Source organism: Streptomyces sp. NPDC058701, assembly GCF_042715295.1.
GTDB lineage: Bacteria > Actinomycetota > Actinomycetes > Streptomycetales > Streptomycetaceae > Streptomyces.
The window spans coordinates 211,660-230,487 of sequence record NZ_JBHXSY010000004.1 but is presented as its reverse complement, the minus strand read 5'-3'; the positions used below and the strand labels follow the sequence as shown (position 1 = coordinate 230,487).

The following is an 18,828-nucleotide window of genomic DNA, read 5'->3' as shown; positions in this document are numbered from 1 at the left end:
CCGGCACGACCACCCCGACAGTGAAGGAACAGCGTGGCTTCCGCATCCGATCGCAACCCGATCATCATTGGCGGCCTTCCGAGCCAGGTCCCGGACTTCGATCCGGAAGAAACCCAGGAGTGGCTCGACTCCCTCGACGCCGCCGTCGACGAGCGGGGCCGCGAGCGCGCCCGCTACCTGATGCTGCGGCTGATCGAGCGGGCCCGCGAGAAGCGCGTGGCCGTGCCCGAGATGCGCTCCACGGACTACGTCAACACGATCGCCACCAAGGACGAGCCGTTCTTCCCCGGCGACGAGGAGATCGAGCGCAAGGTCCTCAACGCCACCCGGTGGAACGCGGCCGTCATGGTCTCGCGCGCCCAGCGTCCCGGGATCGGCGTCGGCGGCCACATCGCCACCTTCGCCTCCTCCGCCTCCCTCTACGACGTGGGCTTCAACCACTTCTTCCGGGGCAAGGACGAGGGTGACGGCGGCGACCAGATCTTCTTCCAGGGCCATGCCTCCCCGGGCATCTACGCCCGCGCCTACCTCCTGGACCGGCTCTCCGAGCAGCAGCTCGACGCGTTCCGCCAGGAGAAGTCGAAGGCCCCGTACGGCCTTTCCAGCTACCCGCACCCGCGGCTGATGCCGGACTTCTGGGAGTTCCCGACCGTCTCGATGGGCCTCGGCCCGCTCGGCGCGATCTACCAGGCGCGGATGAACCGGTACATGCAGGCGCGCGGCATCGCGGACACCTCCAAGTCCCACGTCTGGGCGTACCTGGGCGACGGCGAGATGGACGAGCCGGAGTCGCTCGGCCAGCTGTCGATCGCGGCCCGCGAGAACCTCGACAACCTGACCTTCGTCGTCAACTGCAACCTGCAGCGCCTCGACGGCCCGGTGCGCGGCAACGGCAAGATCATGCAGGAGCTGGAGTCGCAGTTCCGCGGCGCCGGCTGGAACGTCATCAAGCTGATCTGGGACCGTTCCTGGGACCCGCTGCTGGCCCAGGACCGCGACGGCATCCTGGTCAACAAGATGAACACCACGCCCGACGGGCAGTTCCAGACGTACGCCACCGAGTCGGGCGCGTACATCCGCGAGCACTTCTTCGGCGGCGACCAGCGGCTGCGCGCGATGGTCGAGAACATGTCCGACTACCAGATCCAGCACCTGGGCCGCGGCGGACACGACCACAAGAAGGTCTACGCGGCGTACGCGGCGGCCAAGGCGCACAAGGGCCAGCCGACGGTCATCCTGGCGCAGACCGTCAAGGGCTGGACGCTCGGACCGAACTTCGAGGGCCGCAACGCGACGCACCAGATGAAGAAGCTGACGGTCGACGACCTCAAGCGCTTCCGCGACCGCCTGCACATCCCGATCACGGACGCGCAGCTGGACGCCGGCGCCCCGCCGTACTACCACCCGGGCCGCAACTCCCCGGAGATCCAGTACATGCACGACCGGCGCAGCGCGCTGGGCGGCTACGTGCCGACCCGCGTGGTGCGCGCGAAGCCGCTGCAGCTGCCGGACGAGAAGACGTACGCCGCCGCGAAGAAGGGCTCGGGCCAGCAGTCGATCGCCACGACGATGGCGTTCGTCCGCATCCTGAAGGACCTGATGCGGGACAAGGAGATCGGCAAGCGCTTCGTGCTGATCGCGCCCGACGAGTACCGCACCTTCGGCATGGACGCCTTCTTCCCGAGTGCCAAGATCTACAACCCGCTGGGCCAGCAGTACGAGGCGGTCGACCGCGACCTGCTGCTCGCGTACAAGGAGTCGCCGACCGGCCAGATGCTGCACGACGGCATCTCGGAAGCGGGCTGCACGGCCTCGCTGATCGCCGCGGGCTCGGCGTACGCGACGCACGGCGAGCCGCTGATCCCGGTCTACGTCTTCTACTCGATGTTCGGTTTCCAGCGCACCGGTGACCAGTTCTGGCAGATGGCCGACCAGCTCGCGCGCGGTTTCGTCCTCGGTGCGACCGCCGGCCGGACCACCCTCACGGGTGAGGGCCTCCAGCACGCCGACGGTCACTCCCAGCTGCTGGCGTCGACCAACCCGGGCTGCGTGGCCTACGACCCGGCCTACGGCTACGAGATCGCGCACATCGTCAAGGACGGTCTGCGGCGGATGTACGGCCCCGAGGCCGAGGACGTCTTCTACTACCTGACCGTCTACAACGAGCCGATCCAGCACCCGGCCGAGCCGGAGGGGGTCGACGCCGAGGGCATCCTCAAGGGCATCCACCGGGTGTCCGAGGGCACCTCGGGCACCATCGGGGCACAACTCATGGCCTCGGGCGTGGCGGTGCCGTGGGCACTGGAGGCGCAGCGGCTGCTGGCGGAGGACTGGGGCGTCCGGGCGGACGTCTGGTCGGCCACTTCCTGGAACGAGCTGCGGCGCGAGGCCGTCGAGGTCGAGGAGCACAACCTGCTCCACCCGGAGGAGGAGCAGCGCGTGCCGTACGTGACGCGCAAGCTGTCCGGTGCCGAGGGGCCGTTCGTGGCGGTCTCGGACTGGATGCGGGCGGTCCCGGACCAGATCTCGCGGTGGGTGCCCGGTACGTACACCTCGCTGGGCGCGGACGGCTTCGGCTTCGCGGACACGCGCGGTGCGGCCCGGCGCTTCTTCCACATCGACGCCCAGTCGGTGGTCCTGGCGACGCTGACCGAGCTCGCCCGGGACGGGAAGATCGACCGCTCGGTGCTGAAGCAGGCGGTCGACCGCTACCAGCTCCTGGACGTGGCGGCCGCCGAGCCGGGCGCGGCGGGCGGCGACGCCTGACGGCTGCGGTGCGACGGCGACGGCGACGGTCGCGATCGCGGTCGCGGTCGACGCGGAACTGCTGAGGACGGCCCCCGGGGACTCCCCCGGGGGCCGTCTCGGCTTTATGGGGTCCTTACGATGCTCCACATGAAGCAACTCTCCCGCCAGGTGCTGTGGGAGCAGCGGAGCCAGACTCCGCTGCTCGTCCTCGCCGTGGGCTTCGCCGTCGCGTACGCCGTGCCGATCGTGGCACCGGACGCGTCGCCGGTCGTGCACCGGGCGTGCCTGGTCACCGAGTGGGTGGTGTGGTCGGCCTTCGCCTGCGACTACCTCGTCCGGCTGAGCCTGTCGCCCGCCCGCAAGGCCTTCGTCCGGACGCACTGGATGGACCTGGCGGCGGTCCTGCTGCCGATGATCCAGCCGTTGCGGCTGCTGCGGCTGGTGTCCACGCTGCTGCTGGTGGGGCGGCGGGCCCGGATGGCTCCGCAGATCCGGCTGACCACGTACGTGGCGGGGGCGGTGGTCGGACTGCTGATGTTCGGGTCGCTGGCGGTGCTGAGCGTGGAGCGGGACGCTCCCGGCGGCAACATCAGGAACCTGGGTGACGCCCTGTGGTGGTCGGTCACCACCATGACGACGGTCGGGTACGGCGACCACTCCCCCACGACCGGTCTGGGCCGGCTGCTGGCGGTGGGGCTGATGCTGTCGGGGATCGCGCTGCTGGGGGTGGTCACCGCCAACATCGCGGCCTGGTTCATCTCCCGCTTCGAGCGCGACGACCGGGCGGAGCGGGAGCAGACCGCCGCGATCGCGGAACTGGCCGCGGAGGTACGGGCGCTGCGCGCGGAGGTCGCCCGGCTGGGCGGGCCGGCTCCGGACCCGGGTGCCGCGGCCCGGGTCCCGGCCGCGGCACCGGGCGCCGCCGCGGCCGTGCGGTCTAGTGCTCCCACACCTTGAAGGCCCTCACCTGGTAGGGCGATTGGGGCAGCCAGACCCCGTCGCCCGGATAGGTCTGGAACTCGCCGGTCTCCGCGCACTCGGCCGACTGGTACGTGGTCACCGGTCGGCCCGTCCGGTTGGCGAGGGCCTGGGCGCTCTTGCCGGCGGGCAGGGCCGTGCAGCTGTTGATGTCGAGGGTGCTGAGCTCGTGGACGTGCCGGACGCCCTTGAACTCCGGTTTCGCCCACAGGCACAGCTGGCCGGCGGCGCAGGTGCCGAGCGCGGCGGGCGCCGGCCCGGCGGCGGGACGCCCCGGCACGGTGCGGGCCGGGGCGGCGGCGGCCACGTGGCTGGTGGCGGCCTGGGCGGCGGCCGGGTGGGTGGTGGCGGCCTGGGCGGTGGGCGCGACGCTCGGGACGAACGCGGTGAAGGCGAGGACGGCGGCGGCCAGGACGGTGGTGCCGCGCGGGCTGTTACACGTACGCATGACGGGTCAACTCCTTGTGGACGCGATGCGCCCCGGACTGTTCCGGAGCGCCGTCGACACCACGCTGACCTGCGGTGACGTGCGGACGGAAGGGGCCGGAGCCGGGTCCACCCGGATAGGCGACAGCCCCGCCGGGTACCTCCGGCGGGGCTGTCGCGCGTACGGGGTTGACGCCTGCGGGGCATCGGGTGCGGGCCGTCAGACGTGGGCCGCACCCGCCCCCTCGACGGCGTTCTCGCCGCGCTTGGTGAAGCAGGCGACGGCGGCGGCGAGGACCGCGACGACCCCGGCGACGGTGAAGGCCGTGCCCATGCCGTCCACGAACGTGTCGTGCGCGACCCTGGTGATCGCCTGCGCGACGGCCTCGGGGGCGCCGGGCGGTACGGGCGCGATGCCCACCTGGATGCCGCGCTCGGCGAGCTCCGTCTGCTCGGGGGTGAGCGGGGGCAGTTCCGCGGCCCGCCAGTTGTCCCCGAACGAGTTGCCGACGGTGCCGGCCATGACCGCTCCGAGGACCGCGGTGCCGAGGCTGCCGCCGACCTGCATGGCGGCCTGCTGGAGGCCTCCGGCGACGCCGGACAGCTCCAGCGGGGCGTTGCCGACGATGACCTCGGTGGCGCCGACCATGACCGGCGCGAGGCCGAGGCCGAGCAGGGCGAACCAGAGGGACATGACCGCGGTGCCGGTGTCCGGGGTGAGCTGCGCCATCCCGAAGCAGGCGGCGGCGGTGGCGACCATGCCGGCGACGAGCGGGATGCGCGGGCCGACCCTGGTGATGGCGACGCCGGCCAGCGGCGAACCGATGATCATCATGCCGGTGAGCGGGAGCAGGTGCAGACCGCTGTCGACCGGGCTCATGCCGTGCACGTTCTGCAGGTAGAAGGTGACGAAGAACAGGCCGCCCATGAAGGCGAACGCCATCAGCACCATCAGCACGGTGCCCGCGGACAGCGGCAGGGAGCGGAACATGCCCAGCGGGATGAGCGGTTCGCGGACCCGGCCCTCCCAGAGCGTGAAGAGGGCGAAGCCGAGCACCGCGGCGCCGAGGAAGAGCAGGGTCTTGTAGTCGCCCCAGCCCCACTCGGCAGCCTTGATCAGGGCCCAGACGAGGGAGAACATCGCGCCCGACAGCAGCAGGATGCCGAGGATGTCGAACGAGCGCGGGGCCTTCGCGGCCCGGTGGTCGACCAGGATGAACAGTCCGAAGAGCAGGGCGACGATGCCGACGGGCACGTTGACGAAGAAGACGGACTGCCAGCTGACGTGCTCGACGAGCAGGCCGCCGACGATGGGGCCGGCCGCCGTGGAGGCGCCGATGACCATGCCCCAGATGCCGATGGCCATGTTCAGCTTCTCGGCGGGGAAGGTGGCGCGCAGCAGTCCGAGCGCGGCGGGCATCAGCAGCGCGCCGAAGAGGCCCTGGGCGACACGGAAGCCGATGACCAGCTCGACCCCGGTGGACAGCCCGATCGCGGCGGAGGAGACCGCGAAGCCGGCGATGCCGATGAGGAACGTCTGGCGGTGGCCGAAGCGGTCGCCGAGCTTGCCCGCGGTGATCAGGGAGACCGCGAGGGCGAGGAGGTAGCCGTTGGTGATCCACTGCACCTCGGCGAGCGAGGCGCCGAGGTCCTGCTGGATCGCGGGGTTGGCGACGGCGACGATCGTGCCGTCCAGGGTGACCATCATGACGCCGATCGCGACGGCGAAGAGGGTCAGCCAGGGGTGGCCGCGCAGCCCGGTGGGGGCCGGCGCCGATCCTGGTTCCTTGGCGGGCACCTGGTCGTCGACGGTGATCTGACTAGTCATGCGAGCAGGCTAATGACAGCGGCTGACACTTCACAGACGGCTTCACCAGACGGTAACTGTCAGGTCCGTCACAGGTACGCTGACCGCTCACTCAGCGTCAGATCGGCGCCGGACCAGCTGCGAAAGGGGACCCTCGGTGATGACCGACGAGCGGCCGTCGCCCACCCCCGCGGCCGGGCTGCGCGAACGGAAGAAGCGGCGCACCCGGGACGCGCTGCTGCGCGCCGCCCTCCTGCTCTTCGTCTCCCAGGGGTACGAGCGGACGACCGTGGACGAGATCGCCGAAGCGGTGGACGTCTCCCAGCGCACCTTCTTCCGGTACTTCGCCAACAAGGAGGAGGCCGTCTTCGCGGTGCAGGACCTCGTCGAGTCCCACTTCGTCGCCGAGCTCCGCGCCCGCCCGGCCGCCGAGGGGCCCCTGCGGGCGATGCGGGCCGCCGTGCTCGCCGCCTGGGACAGCGTCGATGAGGCCCTCTCCGACGTGGTCCCGCTCGAGCTCTACATGCGCAGCTACCGGCTGATCGAGTCCACCCCGGCCCTCCTCGCCGTGCACCTGCGCCGATCGACCGAACTGGAGGAGCGGATCTCCCGGCTGATCGCCGAACGCGAGGGCCTCGACGTGGACGTAGACCCGCGGCCCCGGGTCGCCGTCGCCGCGTTCTCCGGCGTGATGCGGGTGACCGGGCGGCTGTGGGGCCAGGGCGAGGACGTCAGTGTGGCCGCGATCCGCCGGATGACCGAGGCGTACCTCGACCAGATCGGCCCGGCCCTGGCCGCCGACTGGCGGGCCGCACCGCCCGGGGCCCCGGCCTGACCGGATCACTTGCCCCGCCCGCCCGCATCCATGCCACGGACGGCCGTGAATCCCGTCACCCCGCACGCCGTAGCCGCGGGGGTTCTCCTACGCTGGTCGCAGTGGAACTGCCCGGCCCCGCCCTCCCCGCCGCCCCAGGCGCCGACCCGCGCCCCGCCGCCCTGCGCATCCTGCTCGCGCTGGCGGTCGTCTTCGTCATGCTGGCCGCCACGGGCTGGACCGCGGTCCACCGCCCCGAGGGCGGCACCCCGCTGCGGGCCGCGGCCCTCGCCGCCTGGGCGCAGGCCCGGATCGACGGACGCCCCGTGCCGTCCGCCGACGCGCCCGCACGGACGGTCGCCCGCTTCTTCGCCGGCCTGGACCGATCCCAGCGGGCCCGGCTGGCCGAGGGCTACCCCTTGGTGGTCGGCAACCTCGGCGGGGTGCCCACGGGCGTCCGCTACCAGGCCAACCGGCACGGCCTCGCCCAGGCGGAGCGCGTCGAGACCGCGCGCGGCCGTGACGTCGCGCTCACCCCGGCCGACCGGGCCGCGGCCGCCCGCCGCGCGCACCGGTTCGCCTCGCTCGCCGGGTCCGGCCGTCAGATCCTCTCGTTCGACCCCACCGGTGGCGGCCGCGTGGCGGAGGTCTTCGGCGACCTCGACCGGGCCCGCCGGGTCTCGGTGGTCGTCCCGGGCGTCGACACGGACCTGATCACCTTCGAGCGCACCCAGCGCCGGTTCACCGCCCCCGTCGGCATGGCCGAGTCCCTGTACGAGAGCCAGCGCGCCGCCGCGCCCGGCAGCCGCACCGCGGTCATCGCCTGGGCCGGCTACACCGCGCCGACCGGGGTCGGCGTGGACGCCGCCACCGGACGGATGGCCGTGGACGGCGCCGTCCGGCTCAACGCGCTGACCGGGACGCTGCCCGGGAACGCGAGCGTGGCGCTGTTCTGCCACAGCTACGGGTCGGTGGTGTGCGGGGTCGCCGCGCACGCGCTGCCGCGCCGGGTCACCGACGTGGTGGTGCTGGGGAGCCCCGGGATGCGGGCGGAGAACGTCGAGGGGCTGCGCACCTCGGCCCGGGTGTGGGCGACCCGCGACGAGGACGACTGGATCGCGGACGTGCCGCACCTGGAGTTCGGCGGGCTGGGCCACGGGGCCGACCCCGTGTCCCCGGAGTTCGGCGCGCGGCTGCTGTCCTCGGCCGGGGCCAGGACCCACACCGGTTATTTCGCGCCAGGTACGGGCTCCGTCGAGAACTTCGCGAAGATCGGAACCGGCGCGTTCGGTTCCGTTGTCTGCGCGACCGGGGACGACGCCTGCCGGAGCGGAATTTCCGGGGAAGCGCAGGACTGACGCGCGTAGAGGCCCGGCGAAACGGACCCCGCACGGAGGGGGACGCGCAGGGGCACCTCCCTCTACGATGGCCCGCATGGGTGACGTACTGGCCGGAAACCATGCCGTCTGGGAGTTCGACTCGGACTCGGTGCTCATCCGCTTCGCACGGGGAATCAGGGCGCCGAGGCTCTGGCAGGCCCTCGGCTCGCGCCGGGTCCCCCTCGAAGCGGTGTCCGGGCTGACCGTGACCGCGGGGAAGCGGAACACGGTGGTTCTGCGCGCCCTCCCCCGGCCGGGCGCCGATCCGCTGATGGAGGCCGCCGACGGGCAGGTGCGGGAGTCCTGCGACCCCTACCGGCTGGTGCTGCCCGCCGACCGGGCGGCGCACGCCGAGGCCTTCGCCGACGCCCTGCGCGCCCGCCTCGGTCCCGACGAGCCCTCCGGGGAGTTCCTGGTCGGCGCGGCGCAGCCCCCGCTACAGCTGAAGGCGTACGACGCGCGGGTCGGCTTCGACGGTTCGGCGGTGACCTTCCAGTGGTCCCGTACGGGCGCCACCGGCACCAAGTGGAAGGCGGGCGACCAGCGCTACCCGCTGGCGGCCCTCTCCGGGGTCGAGTGGGTGTCCCCGAGCGGCTCGGGCGGCCACCTGCGGCTGCTCCTGCGGGACGCCGTCGGCGACCCCCGCCCCGACCACGACCTCGCCGCGGCCGTCTTCGGCGTGGGCTGCGGGGCGGTGCACGAGTCGCTGCCGTTCGCCGCGGCCGTCCTCGCCGCCCTGCCCGGCCGCACCCCGGTCGCCTCGGTGCCCCGGGCCCGCTCGGGCGGCGACGACCGGCTGCGCCACCTGAGCGAGCTGTACGGCGCGGGCCTGCTGACGGACGCCGAGTACGCGGCGCTGCGGGAGCGGTTCGCGGCCGAGTGCCGGTAGGCCGTGTCTTTCGGGGCCGCTCAGCCCTCGCGGGCCGCCGAGGTGGAGCTCATGTCCGGGTAGCGGTCCCCCGCGACCCGGCCGGCGATCGGCTCCAGCAGCGCCAGCTCCGCCTCCGTCAGGGTGATCCGCGTCGCCGCCGCGTTCTCCGCGAGCCGTTCCGGCTTGCGGGTGCCCGGGATCGGCACCACGGTCAGCCCGTGCACGGCCGCCCGCTGCTGCACCCAGGCCAGAGCGATCTGCGCCGGGGTGGCGCCGTGCTCCCGGGCGATCTCCCGTACGGGGGCCAGCAGTTCCGCGTTGGCCTTCGCGTTGTCGCCGGTGAACCGGGGCTGGTGCGCGCGGAAGTCGCCCGCCGGCAGGTCCGTGCCCGCGTCGGCGAAGGCGCCGGTGAGGAACCCGCGCCCGAGCGGGGAGTACGGGACGAAGGCCACGCCCAGCTCGGCCGCGGCGCCGACCGCACTGCGCTCCACGTCCCGGCTGAACAGCGACCACTCGGACTGGAGCGCCGCGATCGGGTGCACGGCGTACGCCTCGCGCAGCTCCGCGCCGGTGACCTCGCTGAGGCCGAGGTGGCGCACCTTGCCCTCGCGGACCAGTTCCGCCATGGCGCCCACCGACTCGGCGAGCGGCACGGCCGGGTCACGGCGGTGCATGTAGTACAGGTCGATGACGTCCACCCCGAGCCGGCGCAGGCTGTCCTCGACGGCCCGGCGCACGTACGCCCGGTCGTTGCGGATGCCCCGGAAGTGCGGGTCGTCGGTGCGCTCTATGGCGAACTTGGTCGCCAGGGTGATCCCGTCCCGGTGCGCGGCGACGAACGGCGCGAGGAACTCCTCGTTGCGCCCGCGGCCGTACACGTCCGCGGTGTCCACGAGGGTGACGCCAGCGTCCAGCGCCGCCTCCAGGGTCGCCCGGGCCGCCGCCTCGTCGGTGTCTCCGTAGAACTCGCTCATGCCCATGCAGCCGAGGCCCTGCACGCCGACCTGCGGGCCCCCCTTGCCGAGTGCGACCCGGTCGATGGTGGTGCCGTGCTCCGTCATGGCCGTACCTTCCCCGCGACCGCGTTCACCGAAGTCGCCGTCGTAGAAGCGGAGTCCGCCGGCGCCGCGTGGTGCGGGGCCGGCTTCGCCGCGTAGAGGTCGATCTTGTAGTCCAGTACCGCGAGCGCGTCCGTCAGCTCCGTGATCCGGGTCCGCACCTCGCGCCGCGTCCGCTCCAGCAGCTCGCGCCGTTCGTCGACCGTGTGCCCGCCCTCGCGGACCAGCCCGGCGTACCGGACCATGTCCGCCACCGACATCCCGGTGGCGCGCAGCTTGCCCACGAAGGCCAGCCAGTCGAGGTCCTTGTCGCTGAAGCGCCGCTGGCCCGAGTGGGAGCGGTCCACGTGCGGCATCAGGCCGATCCGCTCGTACCAGCGCAGCGTGTGCTGGGTCAGACCGGTCCGCGCCTCGACCTCGCTGATCGTGTACCGCGTCTGCGTCAGGCTCTGGCTCATGCCTCCACGCTAAAACCTTGGAGTGCACTCGAAGCAAGTAGGCTCGGCCGCATGGAGAGCGTGGAGGCCGTGAACAGCATGGAAAGCCTGCGGATCATCGAAAGCTGGCCGGTGGCGACCGCCGCGGCGGCCGTCGTACGGGCCGACGGGAGCACGGCCGGGTCGCAGGGCCCCCTCGACCACCGCTTCCCCCTGGCCTCGGTGACCAAGCCGCTCGCCGCGTACGCCGCACTGGTGGCGTACGAGGAGGGGGCGGTGGAGCTGGACGAGCCGGCCGGCCCCGAGGGTTCGACGGTCCGTCACCTGCTCGCGCACACCAGCGGCCTGGCCTTCGACGAGCACCGCGCGACGGCACCGCCCGGACAGCGCCGGCTGTACTCCAACGCGGGCTTCGAGGTGCTCGGCGACCACATCGCGAAGGCCACCGGCATCCCCTTCGCGCAGTACCTGCACGAGGCGGTCTTCGAGCCGCTGGGCATGGCGTCGAGCACCCTGGAGGGCTCGCCCGCCAAGGACGGCGTCTCCACCGTTTCCGACCTCGTCCGGTTCGCGGCGGAGCTTCAGGCCCCCCGGCTGCTGGACGTCCGCACGGTCGCCGCGGCCACCTCCGTGGTCCACCCGGGGCTCAAGGGCGTCCTGCCCGGTTACGGGCACCAGTCCCCCAACGACTGGGGCCTCGGCCTGGAGATCCGCGACGGGAAGTCCCCGCACTGGACGGGCACCACCTCCTCGCCCCGCACCTTCGGACACTTCGGCCAGTCCGGCACCTTCCTGTGGGTGGACCCGGACGCGGGCGCCGCGTGCGTGGCGCTGACCGACCGCGCCTTCGGACCGTGGGCCGTGTCGGCCTGGACCCCGTTCACCGACGCGGTCCTCGCCGAACTCGCCGCCGCCCGCGGCTAGGGCAGTTCCAGGATCAGCAGTTCCCCCGGGGACCCGGCGGTGACCTCCAGGCCCTTCTCCGCGGTGATCCGCACCGAGTCCCCGGGACCCAGCTCCTCGCCGTCGAGGCGCAGGTCCCCGCGCACCACGTGCACGTAGACCCGCTCCGCCGCCGGTATGGTCACCCGCTCGCCCGCGCCCGGCCGCCGGACGTGCAGGACGGCGCCGGCCGCGGGGATCGCGTACGGGGTCCCGTCGGCGAGGCCCCGGAGCACCTCGTAGGAGGGAGCTCCGCCCGCGGCGAGCGGCGCGAGCCAGAGCTGCACGAAGCGCAGCCGCCCCCCGCCGTCGTTGCGCTCCGCGTGCCGGACCCCGGATCCGGCGCTCAGCCGTTGTACGTCCCCGGGCCCGACCAGGGCCTTCTCGCCGGTGGTGTCCTGGTGGGTGAGCTCGCCCTCGACCACCCAGGTCACGATCTCGGTGTGGCTGTGCGGGTGCTCGTCGAAACCGGCGCCCGGCGCGAGGGTCTCCTCGTTGCAGGCCAGGACGGGGCCGAAGCGCAGGTTGTCCGGGTCGTAGAAGGATCCGAAGGAGAAGGCGTGCCGGGTGGTGATCCCGGCGGGCACGTCCCCGCCCTCGTACCGGTCGGGGCCGCGGCGTACATCAATCATGGAGGCCACCGTAGCCCCGGGCGCGGGGGCGGCGCGGGACCGGACTCCGCCCGGCCTCGCCGATAGGGCAGTCTTGTCACGTGCCCCAACCCGAACGTGAGCATTCCCCCGCGACCCATCCCGCGCATCCCGTGCCCGCCCATCCGCACGTCGCGACCCTGCGGCGGCTGGAGAAGTCCTCCGGCCGGCTGGCGGCCGACGCGATCGCGCGGATGGACGAGACCCTGCCGTGGTACCGGGCGATGCCCCCGGAGAACCGGTCGTGGATCGGCTTGGTGGCGCAGGCCGGCATCGCCGCGTTCACCGAGTGGTTCCGGCACCCGGAGACCCCTCAGGCGATCTCCACCGACGTGTTCGGGACGGCTCCCCGCGAGCTGACCCGGGCGATCACGCTGCGCCAGACCGTCGAGATGGTCCGCACCACGATCGAGGTCATGGAGACCGCGATCGAGGAGGTGGCCGCCCCGGGCGACGAGTCGATCCTGCGCGAGGCGCTGCTGGTGTACGCCCGGGAGATCGCCTTCGCGACCGCCCAGGTGTACGCGCAGGCCGCCGAGGCGCGCGGGGCCTGGGACGCCCGGCTGGAGTCCCTCGTGGTCAACGCGGTGCTGTCCGGGGAGGCCGACGAGGGCGCGCTGTCGCGGGCGGCGGCGCTGGGCTGGAACTCGCCCGAGCACGTGTGCGTGGTCCTCGGTACCGCTCCGGAGGGCGACAGCGAGCTGACCGTCGAGGCGATCCGGCGCGCGGCCCGCCACCACAAGCTCCAGGTCCTCACGGGCGTCCTCGGCGACCGGCTGGTCGTCATCGCGGGCGGCAGCGACAACCCGATGAAGGTCGCTAAGTCCCTGATCGGCCCGTTCGCGGCCGGTCCGGTCGTGGCCGGTCCGGTGGTGCCCGACCTGCTGAACGCGACGAAGTCCGCGCAGGCCGCGGCGGCCGGACTGAAGGCCTGCACGGCGTGGCAGGACGCCCCGCGCCCGGTCCTGGCGGACGATCTCCTTCCAGAGCGGGCGATCGCCTCCGATCCCGCTGCGCGCGAGCAGTTGGTGGAGGAGATCTACAGACCGCTGGAGGAGGCCGGGTCGGCGCTGCTGGAGACGCTGAGCGTCTATCTGGAGCAGGCGAGCAGTCTGGAAGGGGCGGCCCGGATGCTGTTCGTGCACCCCAACACGGTGCGCTACCGGCTCCGACGTGTGACCGATGTCACCGGCTGGTCACCCTCCGATGTCCGTTCCGCGTTCACCTTGCGGATCGCCCTGATCCTCGGGCGTCTGGCCGACGGCGATCTTCAGTCCTAGACTTTTGTCGGACATCAACAATTACCCCGACGGTTCTTCGTCCCTGTCCCCACGGGCGGCGGAGGCCTCCAACAAGAGAGAGTGTGAGGGTGCTCGTACTCGTCGCTCCCGGCCAAGGCGCTCAGACGCCCGGCTTCCTGACTCCCTGGCTCGACCTGCCCGGTGCCGCTGACCGCGTCGCCGCCTGGTCGGACGCCATCGGGCTCGACCTTGCCCACTACGGCACGAACGCCGACGCCGACGAGATCCGCGACACGGCCGTGGCCCAGCCGCTGCTCGTCGCCGCGGGTCTGCTGTCCGCCGAGGCACTCGGCTCCCGTACGGCCTTCGGTGCCGTCGCGGGGCACAGCGTCGGCGAGATCACCGCCGCCGCGTACGCGGGCGTGCTGTCCGAGACGGACGCGCTGCAGCTGGTCCGCACCCGCGGACTGGCGATGGCCGAGGCCTCCGCCGTCACCGAGACCGGCATGGCCGCGGTCCTCGGCGGCGACCAGGACGTGGTCGTCGCCCACCTGGAGAAGCTGGGCCTGACCCCGGCCAACATCAACGGCGCGGGCCAGATCGTGGCCGCCGGCACCACGGAGCAGATCGCCGCCTTGGTGGCGGAGAAGCCCGAAGGCTCCATGAAGGTCGTCGCCCTCAAGGTCGCGGGCGCCTTCCACACGCACCACATGACTCCCGCGGTCGCCACGCTGGCGAAGGCCTCCGAGGCCCTCTCCCCGGCGGACCCGGCGCTGACGTACGTGTCGAACAAGGACGGCCTCGTCGTCACCAAGGGCGCCGACGTCGTCGCCCGCCTGGTCGGCCAGGTCGCCAACCCGGTCCGCTGGGACCTGTGCATGGAGACGTTCGCCGAGCTGGGCGTCACCGGGATCGTCGAACTGTGCCCCGGCGGCACGCTGACGGGTCTGGCCAAGCGCGCGCTCAAGGGTGTGCCGAGCGTGGCTCTGAAGACCCCGGACGATCTCGACAAGGCCGCGGCGCTCGTCGCCGAGCAGTCGGTCTGAGAGAAGGAGCCCACACAGCATGTCCAAGATCAAGCCGGCCAAGGGCTCCCCGTACGCCCGCATCCTCGGGGTCGGCGGCTACCGCCCGACCCGCGTGGTGCCCAACGAGGTCATCCTGGAGACGATCGACTCGTCCGACGAGTGGATCCGCTCCCGCTCGGGCATCGCGACGCGGCACTGGGCCTCGCCCCAGGAGACCGTCGCCGCGATGTCGGTGGAGGCCTCGGGCAAGGCCCTGGCCGACGCCGGTGTCTCCCCCGACCAGATCGGGGCGGTGATCGTCTCGACGGTCTCGCACTTCAAGCAGACCCCGGCGATCGCGACGGAGATCGCGCACCGGATCGGCGCGGACAAGCCCGCCGCGTTCGACATCTCCGCGGGCTGCGCCGGCTTCGGCTACGGCCTGACCCTGGCCAAGGGCCTGGTGGTGGAGGGGTCGGCGCGGTACGTCCTCGTCATCGGCGTGGAGCGGCTCTCGGACCTGACCGACCTGGAGGACCGCGCGACGGCCTTCCTGTTCGGCGACGGCGCCGGTGCCGTGGTCGTCGGCCCCTCGGACGAGCCGGCCATCGGCCCCACGGTGTGGGGTTCGGAGGGCGACAAGTCCGACACCATCAAGCAGACCGTGCCGTGGGACGAGTACCTCGGCAAGGACGGCGGCGAGAAGTTTCCGGCCATCACGCAGGAGGGCCAGGCGGTCTTCCGCTGGGCCGTCTTCGAGATGGCCAAGGTGGCCCAGCAGGCGCTCGACGCCGCCGGAATCGCCGCGGACGACCTGGACGTCTTCATCCCGCACCAGGCAAACATGCGGATCATCGACTCGATGGTGAAGACTCTGAAGCTGCCGGAGCACGTCACGGTCGCCCGTGACGTGGAGACCACCGGCAACACCTCGGCCGCCTCGATCCCGCTCGCTATGGAGCGGCTCCTGGCGACCGGAGCGGCGAAGAGCGGCGACACCGCGCTCGTCATCGGCTTCGGGGCGGGACTCGTCTACGCCGCGACGGTCGTTACCCTCCCCTAGGACCGGGATGCGCATTCCGGTCCTGACACCCAGTTACTGAGAGAAGGAGCGCCACATGGCCGCCACCCAGGAAGAAATCGTCGAAGGCCTCGCGGAGATCGTCAACGAGATCGCCGGCATCCCCACCGAGGACGTCGCCATCGAGAAGTCGTTCACCGACGACCTCGACGTCGACTCCCTGTCCATGGTCGAGGTCGTCGTCGCCGCCGAAGAGCGCTTCGACGTGAAGATCCCGGACGAGGACGTCAAGAACCTCAAGACGGTCGGCGACGCCGCCGACTACATCCTGAAGCACCAGGCCTGAGCCTGACGAGCGTTTGTCGCCACCTGGCGGTGGCGCCGTGACAATTCAGCACCCCCTGAGACGTGGAGAAAGAATTCCTGTGAGCCCGACCAATCGCACCGTGGTCGTCACCGGTATCGGCGCAACCACTCCGCTGGGTGGCGACAGCGCTTCGACCTGGGAAGGTCTGCTCGCCGGCCGTTCCGGCGTAAAGCCCCTGGAGGGCGAGCGCTTCGCCGAGCTCCCGGTCCGTATCGCCGCCCGTGCCGCCGTGGAACCGAGTGAGGTCCTGCCCCGGCCGCTGGCCCGCAAGCTGGACCGCTCGGCGCAGTTCGCCGTCATCGCGGCCCGCGAGGCGTGGGCCGACGCCGGTTACACCGCCCCGGCGGGCACCGAGGCCGCGGACGGCGACGCCGCCGGCCCGACCGTCGCACCCGAGCGCCTGGGGACCGTGATCGCGTCCGGCATCGGCGGTGTCACGACCCTGCTCGACCAGTACGACGTGCTCAAGGAGAAGGGCGTGCGCCGGGTTTCGCCGCACACCGTTCCCATGCTCATGCCGAACGGCCCGTCGGCCAACGTCGGCCTGGAGGTCAACGCCCGGGCGGGCGTGCACACCCCGGTCAGCGCCTGCGCCTCCGGCGCCGAGGCGATCGGCTACGCCGTCGAGATGATCCGTACCGGCCGTGCCGACGTGGTCGTCGCCGGTGGTACCGAGGCGGCGATCCACCCGCTGCCGATCGCCGCGTTCGCCAACATGATGGCGATGTCCAAGAACAACGAGCACCCCGAGCAGGCCTCCCGCCCGTACGACAAGGGCCGTGACGGCTTCGTCCTCGGCGAGGGCGCGGGCGTCGTGATCCTGGAGTCCGCCGAGCACGCCGCCGCGCGCGGCGCCCGGGTCTACTGCGAGGTACTGGGCCAGGGCCTGTCCGCGGACAGCCACCACATCGCGCAGCCGGAGCCGACCGGCCGCGGTGTCGCGGCCGCGGTGCAGAACCTGCTCGACAACACGGGCCTGGACCCGTCCGAGCTGGTCCACCTGAACGCGCACGCCACGTCCACCCCGCAGGGCGACACGGCCGAGCTGAAGGCGCTGCGCAAGGTGCTGGGCGACGACCTCGACCACATCGCGATCTCCGCCACCAAGTCGATGACCGGCCACCTGCTGGGCGGTGCGGGCGGCATCGAGACCGTCGCGACCGTGCTGGCGTTGTACAACCGGCTGGCCCCGCCGACGATCAACATCGACGATCTGGACGACGACATCGACGCGGACATCGTGCGCGGCGAGCCGCGCAAGCTGCCGGCCGACGGCCCGATCTCCGCGATCAACAACTCCTTCGGCTTCGGCGGGCACAACGTCACCCTGGCGTTCCGCTCCGTCTAGCACGGCCGAACAGGCAGGGCCCGCCCGGTGTCCCGGGCGGGCCCTGCGCGTGTCGGGGCCGGGCCGTCCCTGCCGGTACGTCCGGGCGAGGGAGACGGCCTAGACGACCTGGTGGAGCCAGCGGACCGGCGCGCCCTCGCCCGCGTACCGGAAGGGCTCCAGTTCGTCGTCCCAGGGCTTGCCGAGCAGCTTGGCGATCTCGGCCTCCAGGTCGGTCTCGCCGAGGGCGGAGCGGGCGAGGGCGGCGCGCAGCCGGTCCTCGGGGATCAGGATGTCCCCGTGCATGCCGGTGACGGCGTGGAAGATGCCGAGCTCCGGGGTGGAGCTGTAGCGCTCGCCCTCGGCGGTCGGACAGGGTTCCGCGGTCACCTCGAAGCGCAGCAGGTGCCAGCCGCGCAGGGCGGAGGCGAGTTTCGAGGCGGTGCCGGGTTCGGCCCGCCAGGAGAACTCGGCCCTCCAGGTGCCGGGGGAGGCGGGCTGCCTGATCCAGTCGAGGTTCACCCGCACCCCGAGCACACCCGCAACAGCCCATTCCACGTGCGGGCAGAGCGCGCGCGGCGCGGAATGCACGTACAGAACTCCACGTGTCGTCACCGGGACCTCCAGTGTGGGACGAGGTCGGGAATAAAACTCCAGAAAACGGACAGTATGTGACGTGATGTAATGTAACGGAATTTTTTTGACATTGCGCTACGGAACCTGCGGCCGAAACGCCACGGGAAAAAGCTACCGTGCGTCAGGGGTCCCGGTGTGACGTACGGTCGCTCCAAGGCCGGCCATCACAGAGCATTCACTCAGCAGGACGTCCCGGGGGAACCGGGGGCGACGAGGAGGGACCCACCCATGCGCACCACCGCTCCGCGCCGCCGCGCGCGCCGGACCCTCGCGGGAGCGGTGGTGGTCCTGCTGGGCGGGATGGCGACCGGGTGCGGCCCGGGCGGGTCGGGGGGCGGGGGCGAGCGGGGGGCGCAGTCCGCGCCGCGCTGGAACACGGCGCCCGCCTCGATCGCGGCCGTGGGCGACTCCATCACGCGCGGTTTCGACGCCTGTTCGGTCCTGGCCGACTGCCCGGAGGTGTCCTGGGCCACCGGGAACGACCCCGCGGTCCGCTCGCTGGCCACCCGGCTGCTCGGGGAGGCGCAGGCGCCCACCCGCAGCTGGAACCACGCGGTGACGGGCTCCCGGATGGCGGACCTGCCGGGACAGCTCGCCGAGGCCGCCGCACACAAGCCCGGCCTGGTCACGGTGATGGTGGGTTCCAACGACGCCTGCCGTCCGACGGTTTCCTCGATGACGTCGGTGGCGGATTTCCGGTCCGGTTTCGAGCAGGCGCTCGGCGGGCTGCGGGCCGCTTCGCCCGACTCCCAGGTGTACGTCTCCAGCGTGCCGGACCTCCAGCGGCTGTGGGAGCAGGGCAAGGACCTCCCGATGGTCCGCCAGGTCTGGAAGCTCGGGATCTGTCAGTCGATGCTCGCCGACCCCCTGTCGGGGGCCGCGGGGGCGACCGCCCGGCGCGAGCAGGTGCGGGCGCGGGTGGTCGAGTACAACGAGGTGCTGCGCGAGGTCTGCGCGAAGGACCCGCTGTGCCGCTACGACGGCGGGGCGGTGTTCCAGTACCCCTTCGACGCCCAGCAGTTGAGCCGCTGGGACTGGTTCCACCCGGGGCGGGAGGGACAGGCGCGGCTCGCGGAACTGGCGCACCGCCAGGTCACGGCGGCCGAGCCGCCGCGCTGA

General features: G+C 72.4%; 18 protein-coding genes. 12 read left to right on the top strand and 6 right to left on the bottom strand.

Translation table 11 applies throughout. From position 1 onward, the window contains the following. Positions 1-33 precede the first annotated feature (33 nt). Positions 34-2,766, top strand: coding sequence for a pyruvate dehydrogenase (acetyl-transferring), homodimeric type (aceE, locus tag ACFWW8_RS05945; RefSeq protein ID WP_386524187.1), 2,733 nt, complete (start codon positions 34-36; stop codon positions 2,764-2,766). A 129-nt stretch (positions 2,767-2,895) separates the two neighbouring features. Then, positions 2,896-3,705: a potassium channel family protein gene (locus ACFWW8_RS05940; RefSeq protein ID WP_386524185.1), complete on the top strand. Its 810-nt coding sequence runs from the start codon at positions 2,896-2,898 to the stop codon at positions 3,703-3,705. Here ACFWW8_RS05940 and ACFWW8_RS05935 read toward each other — a convergent pair. Beyond that, the gene (locus ACFWW8_RS05935; protein ID WP_386524183.1) at positions 3,686-4,174 is read right to left on the bottom strand and encodes a peptidase inhibitor family I36 protein; all 489 of its coding nucleotides are present in this window, start codon (positions 4,172-4,174) and stop codon (positions 3,686-3,688) included. The two genes, ACFWW8_RS05940 and ACFWW8_RS05935, sit on opposite strands and share 20 nt — an antisense overlap. 198 nt (positions 4,175-4,372) lie before the next feature. Further along, positions 4,373-5,980 (bottom strand): MFS transporter, encoded by a 1,608-nt coding sequence (locus tag ACFWW8_RS05930; RefSeq protein WP_386524181.1) that lies wholly within the window; start codon positions 5,978-5,980, stop codon positions 4,373-4,375. Positions 5,981-6,119: 139 nt separating this feature from the next. Here ACFWW8_RS05930 and ACFWW8_RS05925 point away from each other — a divergent pair, with 139 nt between their 5' ends. The 3 genes from ACFWW8_RS05925 to ACFWW8_RS05915 all read left to right on the top strand — a co-directional run bounded on the left by ACFWW8_RS05925 (position 6,120) and on the right by ACFWW8_RS05915 (position 9,041). Further along, entirely contained in the window at positions 6,120-6,794 is a 675-nt protein-coding gene (locus tag ACFWW8_RS05925; protein ID WP_386524179.1) for a TetR/AcrR family transcriptional regulator, read from the top strand. A gap of 197 nt (positions 6,795-6,991) precedes the next feature. Beyond that, the gene (locus ACFWW8_RS05920) at positions 6,992-8,131 is read left to right on the top strand and encodes an alpha/beta hydrolase (protein WP_386524378.1); all 1,140 of its coding nucleotides are present in this window, start codon (positions 6,992-6,994) and stop codon (positions 8,129-8,131) included. A 76-nt stretch (positions 8,132-8,207) separates the two neighbouring features. Then, on the top strand, positions 8,208-9,041 hold the full coding sequence (locus tag ACFWW8_RS05915; protein WP_386524176.1) for a DUF4429 domain-containing protein: 834 nt from the start codon (positions 8,208-8,210) through the stop codon (positions 9,039-9,041). A gap of 20 nt (positions 9,042-9,061) precedes the next feature. Here the strand turns inward: ACFWW8_RS05915 and ACFWW8_RS05910 are convergent, their stop codons facing one another. After that, complete coding sequence (locus tag ACFWW8_RS05910; RefSeq protein ID WP_386524173.1) at positions 9,062-10,084, bottom strand: aldo/keto reductase; 1,023 nt, start codon at positions 10,082-10,084, stop codon at positions 9,062-9,064. Beyond that, positions 10,081-10,539 carry a MerR family transcriptional regulator gene (locus ACFWW8_RS05905; RefSeq protein ID WP_386524170.1) on the bottom strand — a complete coding sequence of 153 codons (459 nt, stop codon included), beginning with the start codon at positions 10,537-10,539 and terminating at the stop codon, positions 10,081-10,083. Before ACFWW8_RS05905 ends, ACFWW8_RS05910 begins: the two co-directional genes overlap by 4 nt. Before the next feature lie 78 nt (positions 10,540-10,617). On the opposite strand from ACFWW8_RS05905, the gene ACFWW8_RS05900 reads away from it, so the two are divergent. Beyond that, positions 10,618-11,442 carry a serine hydrolase domain-containing protein gene (locus ACFWW8_RS05900; RefSeq protein ID WP_386524376.1) on the top strand — a complete coding sequence of 275 codons (825 nt, stop codon included), beginning with the start codon at positions 10,618-10,620 and terminating at the stop codon, positions 11,440-11,442. Here the strand turns inward: ACFWW8_RS05900 and ACFWW8_RS05895 are convergent. Beyond that, on the bottom strand, positions 11,439-12,092 hold the full coding sequence (locus ACFWW8_RS05895; RefSeq protein WP_386524167.1) for a pirin family protein: 654 nt from the start codon (positions 12,090-12,092) through the stop codon (positions 11,439-11,441). The two genes, ACFWW8_RS05900 and ACFWW8_RS05895, sit on opposite strands and share 4 nt — an antisense overlap. A gap of 80 nt (positions 12,093-12,172) precedes the next feature. On the opposite strand from ACFWW8_RS05895, the gene ACFWW8_RS05890 reads away from it, so the two are divergent. The 5 genes from ACFWW8_RS05890 (at position 12,173) to ACFWW8_RS05870 (ending at position 17,094) form a co-directional block, all read left to right on the top strand. Then, positions 12,173-13,390, top strand: a complete 1,218-nt coding sequence (locus ACFWW8_RS05890; RefSeq protein WP_386524165.1) for a PucR family transcriptional regulator — start codon at positions 12,173-12,175, stop codon at positions 13,388-13,390. An 89-nt stretch (positions 13,391-13,479) separates the two neighbouring features. Continuing rightward, positions 13,480-14,397 (top strand): ACP S-malonyltransferase, encoded by a 918-nt coding sequence (locus ACFWW8_RS05885; protein ID WP_386524162.1) that lies wholly within the window; start codon positions 13,480-13,482, stop codon positions 14,395-14,397. A 19-nt stretch (positions 14,398-14,416) separates the two neighbouring features. Beyond that, on the top strand, positions 14,417-15,421 hold the full coding sequence (locus tag ACFWW8_RS05880; protein ID WP_386524159.1) for a ketoacyl-ACP synthase III: 1,005 nt from the start codon (positions 14,417-14,419) through the stop codon (positions 15,419-15,421). Positions 15,422-15,476: 55 nt separating this feature from the next. Continuing rightward, complete coding sequence (locus ACFWW8_RS05875; protein WP_030009997.1) at positions 15,477-15,725, top strand: acyl carrier protein; 249 nt, start codon at positions 15,477-15,479, stop codon at positions 15,723-15,725. A 79-nt stretch (positions 15,726-15,804) separates the two neighbouring features. Continuing rightward, complete coding sequence (locus tag ACFWW8_RS05870; RefSeq protein WP_386524157.1) at positions 15,805-17,094, top strand: beta-ketoacyl-[acyl-carrier-protein] synthase family protein; 1,290 nt, start codon at positions 15,805-15,807, stop codon at positions 17,092-17,094. 99 nt (positions 17,095-17,193) lie between these two features. Here the strand turns inward: ACFWW8_RS05870 and ACFWW8_RS05865 are convergent, their stop codons facing one another. Continuing rightward, positions 17,194-17,688 carry a DUF3145 domain-containing protein gene (locus ACFWW8_RS05865; protein WP_386524154.1) on the bottom strand — a complete coding sequence of 165 codons (495 nt, stop codon included), beginning with the start codon at positions 17,686-17,688 and terminating at the stop codon, positions 17,194-17,196. A gap of 249 nt (positions 17,689-17,937) precedes the next feature. Between ACFWW8_RS05865 and ACFWW8_RS05860 the strand changes: the two genes are divergently transcribed. Next, positions 17,938-18,828, top strand: coding sequence for an SGNH/GDSL hydrolase family protein (locus tag ACFWW8_RS05860; RefSeq protein ID WP_386524151.1), 891 nt, complete (start codon positions 17,938-17,940; stop codon positions 18,826-18,828).

Coding starts and splice junctions, on each gene's coding strand:
- ACFWW8_RS05940 (WP_386524185.1), top strand. CDS start 2,896: ATGAAGCAACTCTCCCGCCAGGTGCTGTGGGAGCAGCGGAGCCAGACT.
- ACFWW8_RS05935 (WP_386524183.1), bottom strand. CDS start 4,174: ATGCGTACGTGTAACAGCCCGCGCGGCACCACCGTCCTGGCCGCCGCC.
- ACFWW8_RS05930 (WP_386524181.1), bottom strand. CDS start 5,980: ATGACTAGTCAGATCACCGTCGACGACCAGGTGCCCGCCAAGGAACCA.
- ACFWW8_RS05925 (WP_386524179.1), top strand. CDS start 6,120: ATGACCGACGAGCGGCCGTCGCCCACCCCCGCGGCCGGGCTGCGCGAA.
- ACFWW8_RS05920 (WP_386524378.1), top strand. CDS start 6,992: ATGCTGGCCGCCACGGGCTGGACCGCGGTCCACCGCCCCGAGGGCGGC.
- ACFWW8_RS05915 (WP_386524176.1), top strand. CDS start 8,208: ATGGGTGACGTACTGGCCGGAAACCATGCCGTCTGGGAGTTCGACTCG.
- ACFWW8_RS05910 (WP_386524173.1), bottom strand. CDS start 10,084: ATGACGGAGCACGGCACCACCATCGACCGGGTCGCACTCGGCAAGGGG.
- ACFWW8_RS05905 (WP_386524170.1), bottom strand. CDS start 10,539: ATGAGCCAGAGCCTGACGCAGACGCGGTACACGATCAGCGAGGTCGAG.
- ACFWW8_RS05900 (WP_386524376.1), top strand. CDS start 10,618: ATGGAAAGCCTGCGGATCATCGAAAGCTGGCCGGTGGCGACCGCCGCG.
- ACFWW8_RS05895 (WP_386524167.1), bottom strand. CDS start 12,092: ATGATTGATGTACGCCGCGGCCCCGACCGGTACGAGGGCGGGGACGTG.
- ACFWW8_RS05880 (WP_386524159.1), top strand. CDS start 14,417: ATGTCCAAGATCAAGCCGGCCAAGGGCTCCCCGTACGCCCGCATCCTC.
- ACFWW8_RS05875 (WP_030009997.1), top strand. CDS start 15,477: ATGGCCGCCACCCAGGAAGAAATCGTCGAAGGCCTCGCGGAGATCGTC.
- ACFWW8_RS05860 (WP_386524151.1), top strand. CDS start 17,938: ATGCGCACCACCGCTCCGCGCCGCCGCGCGCGCCGGACCCTCGCGGGA.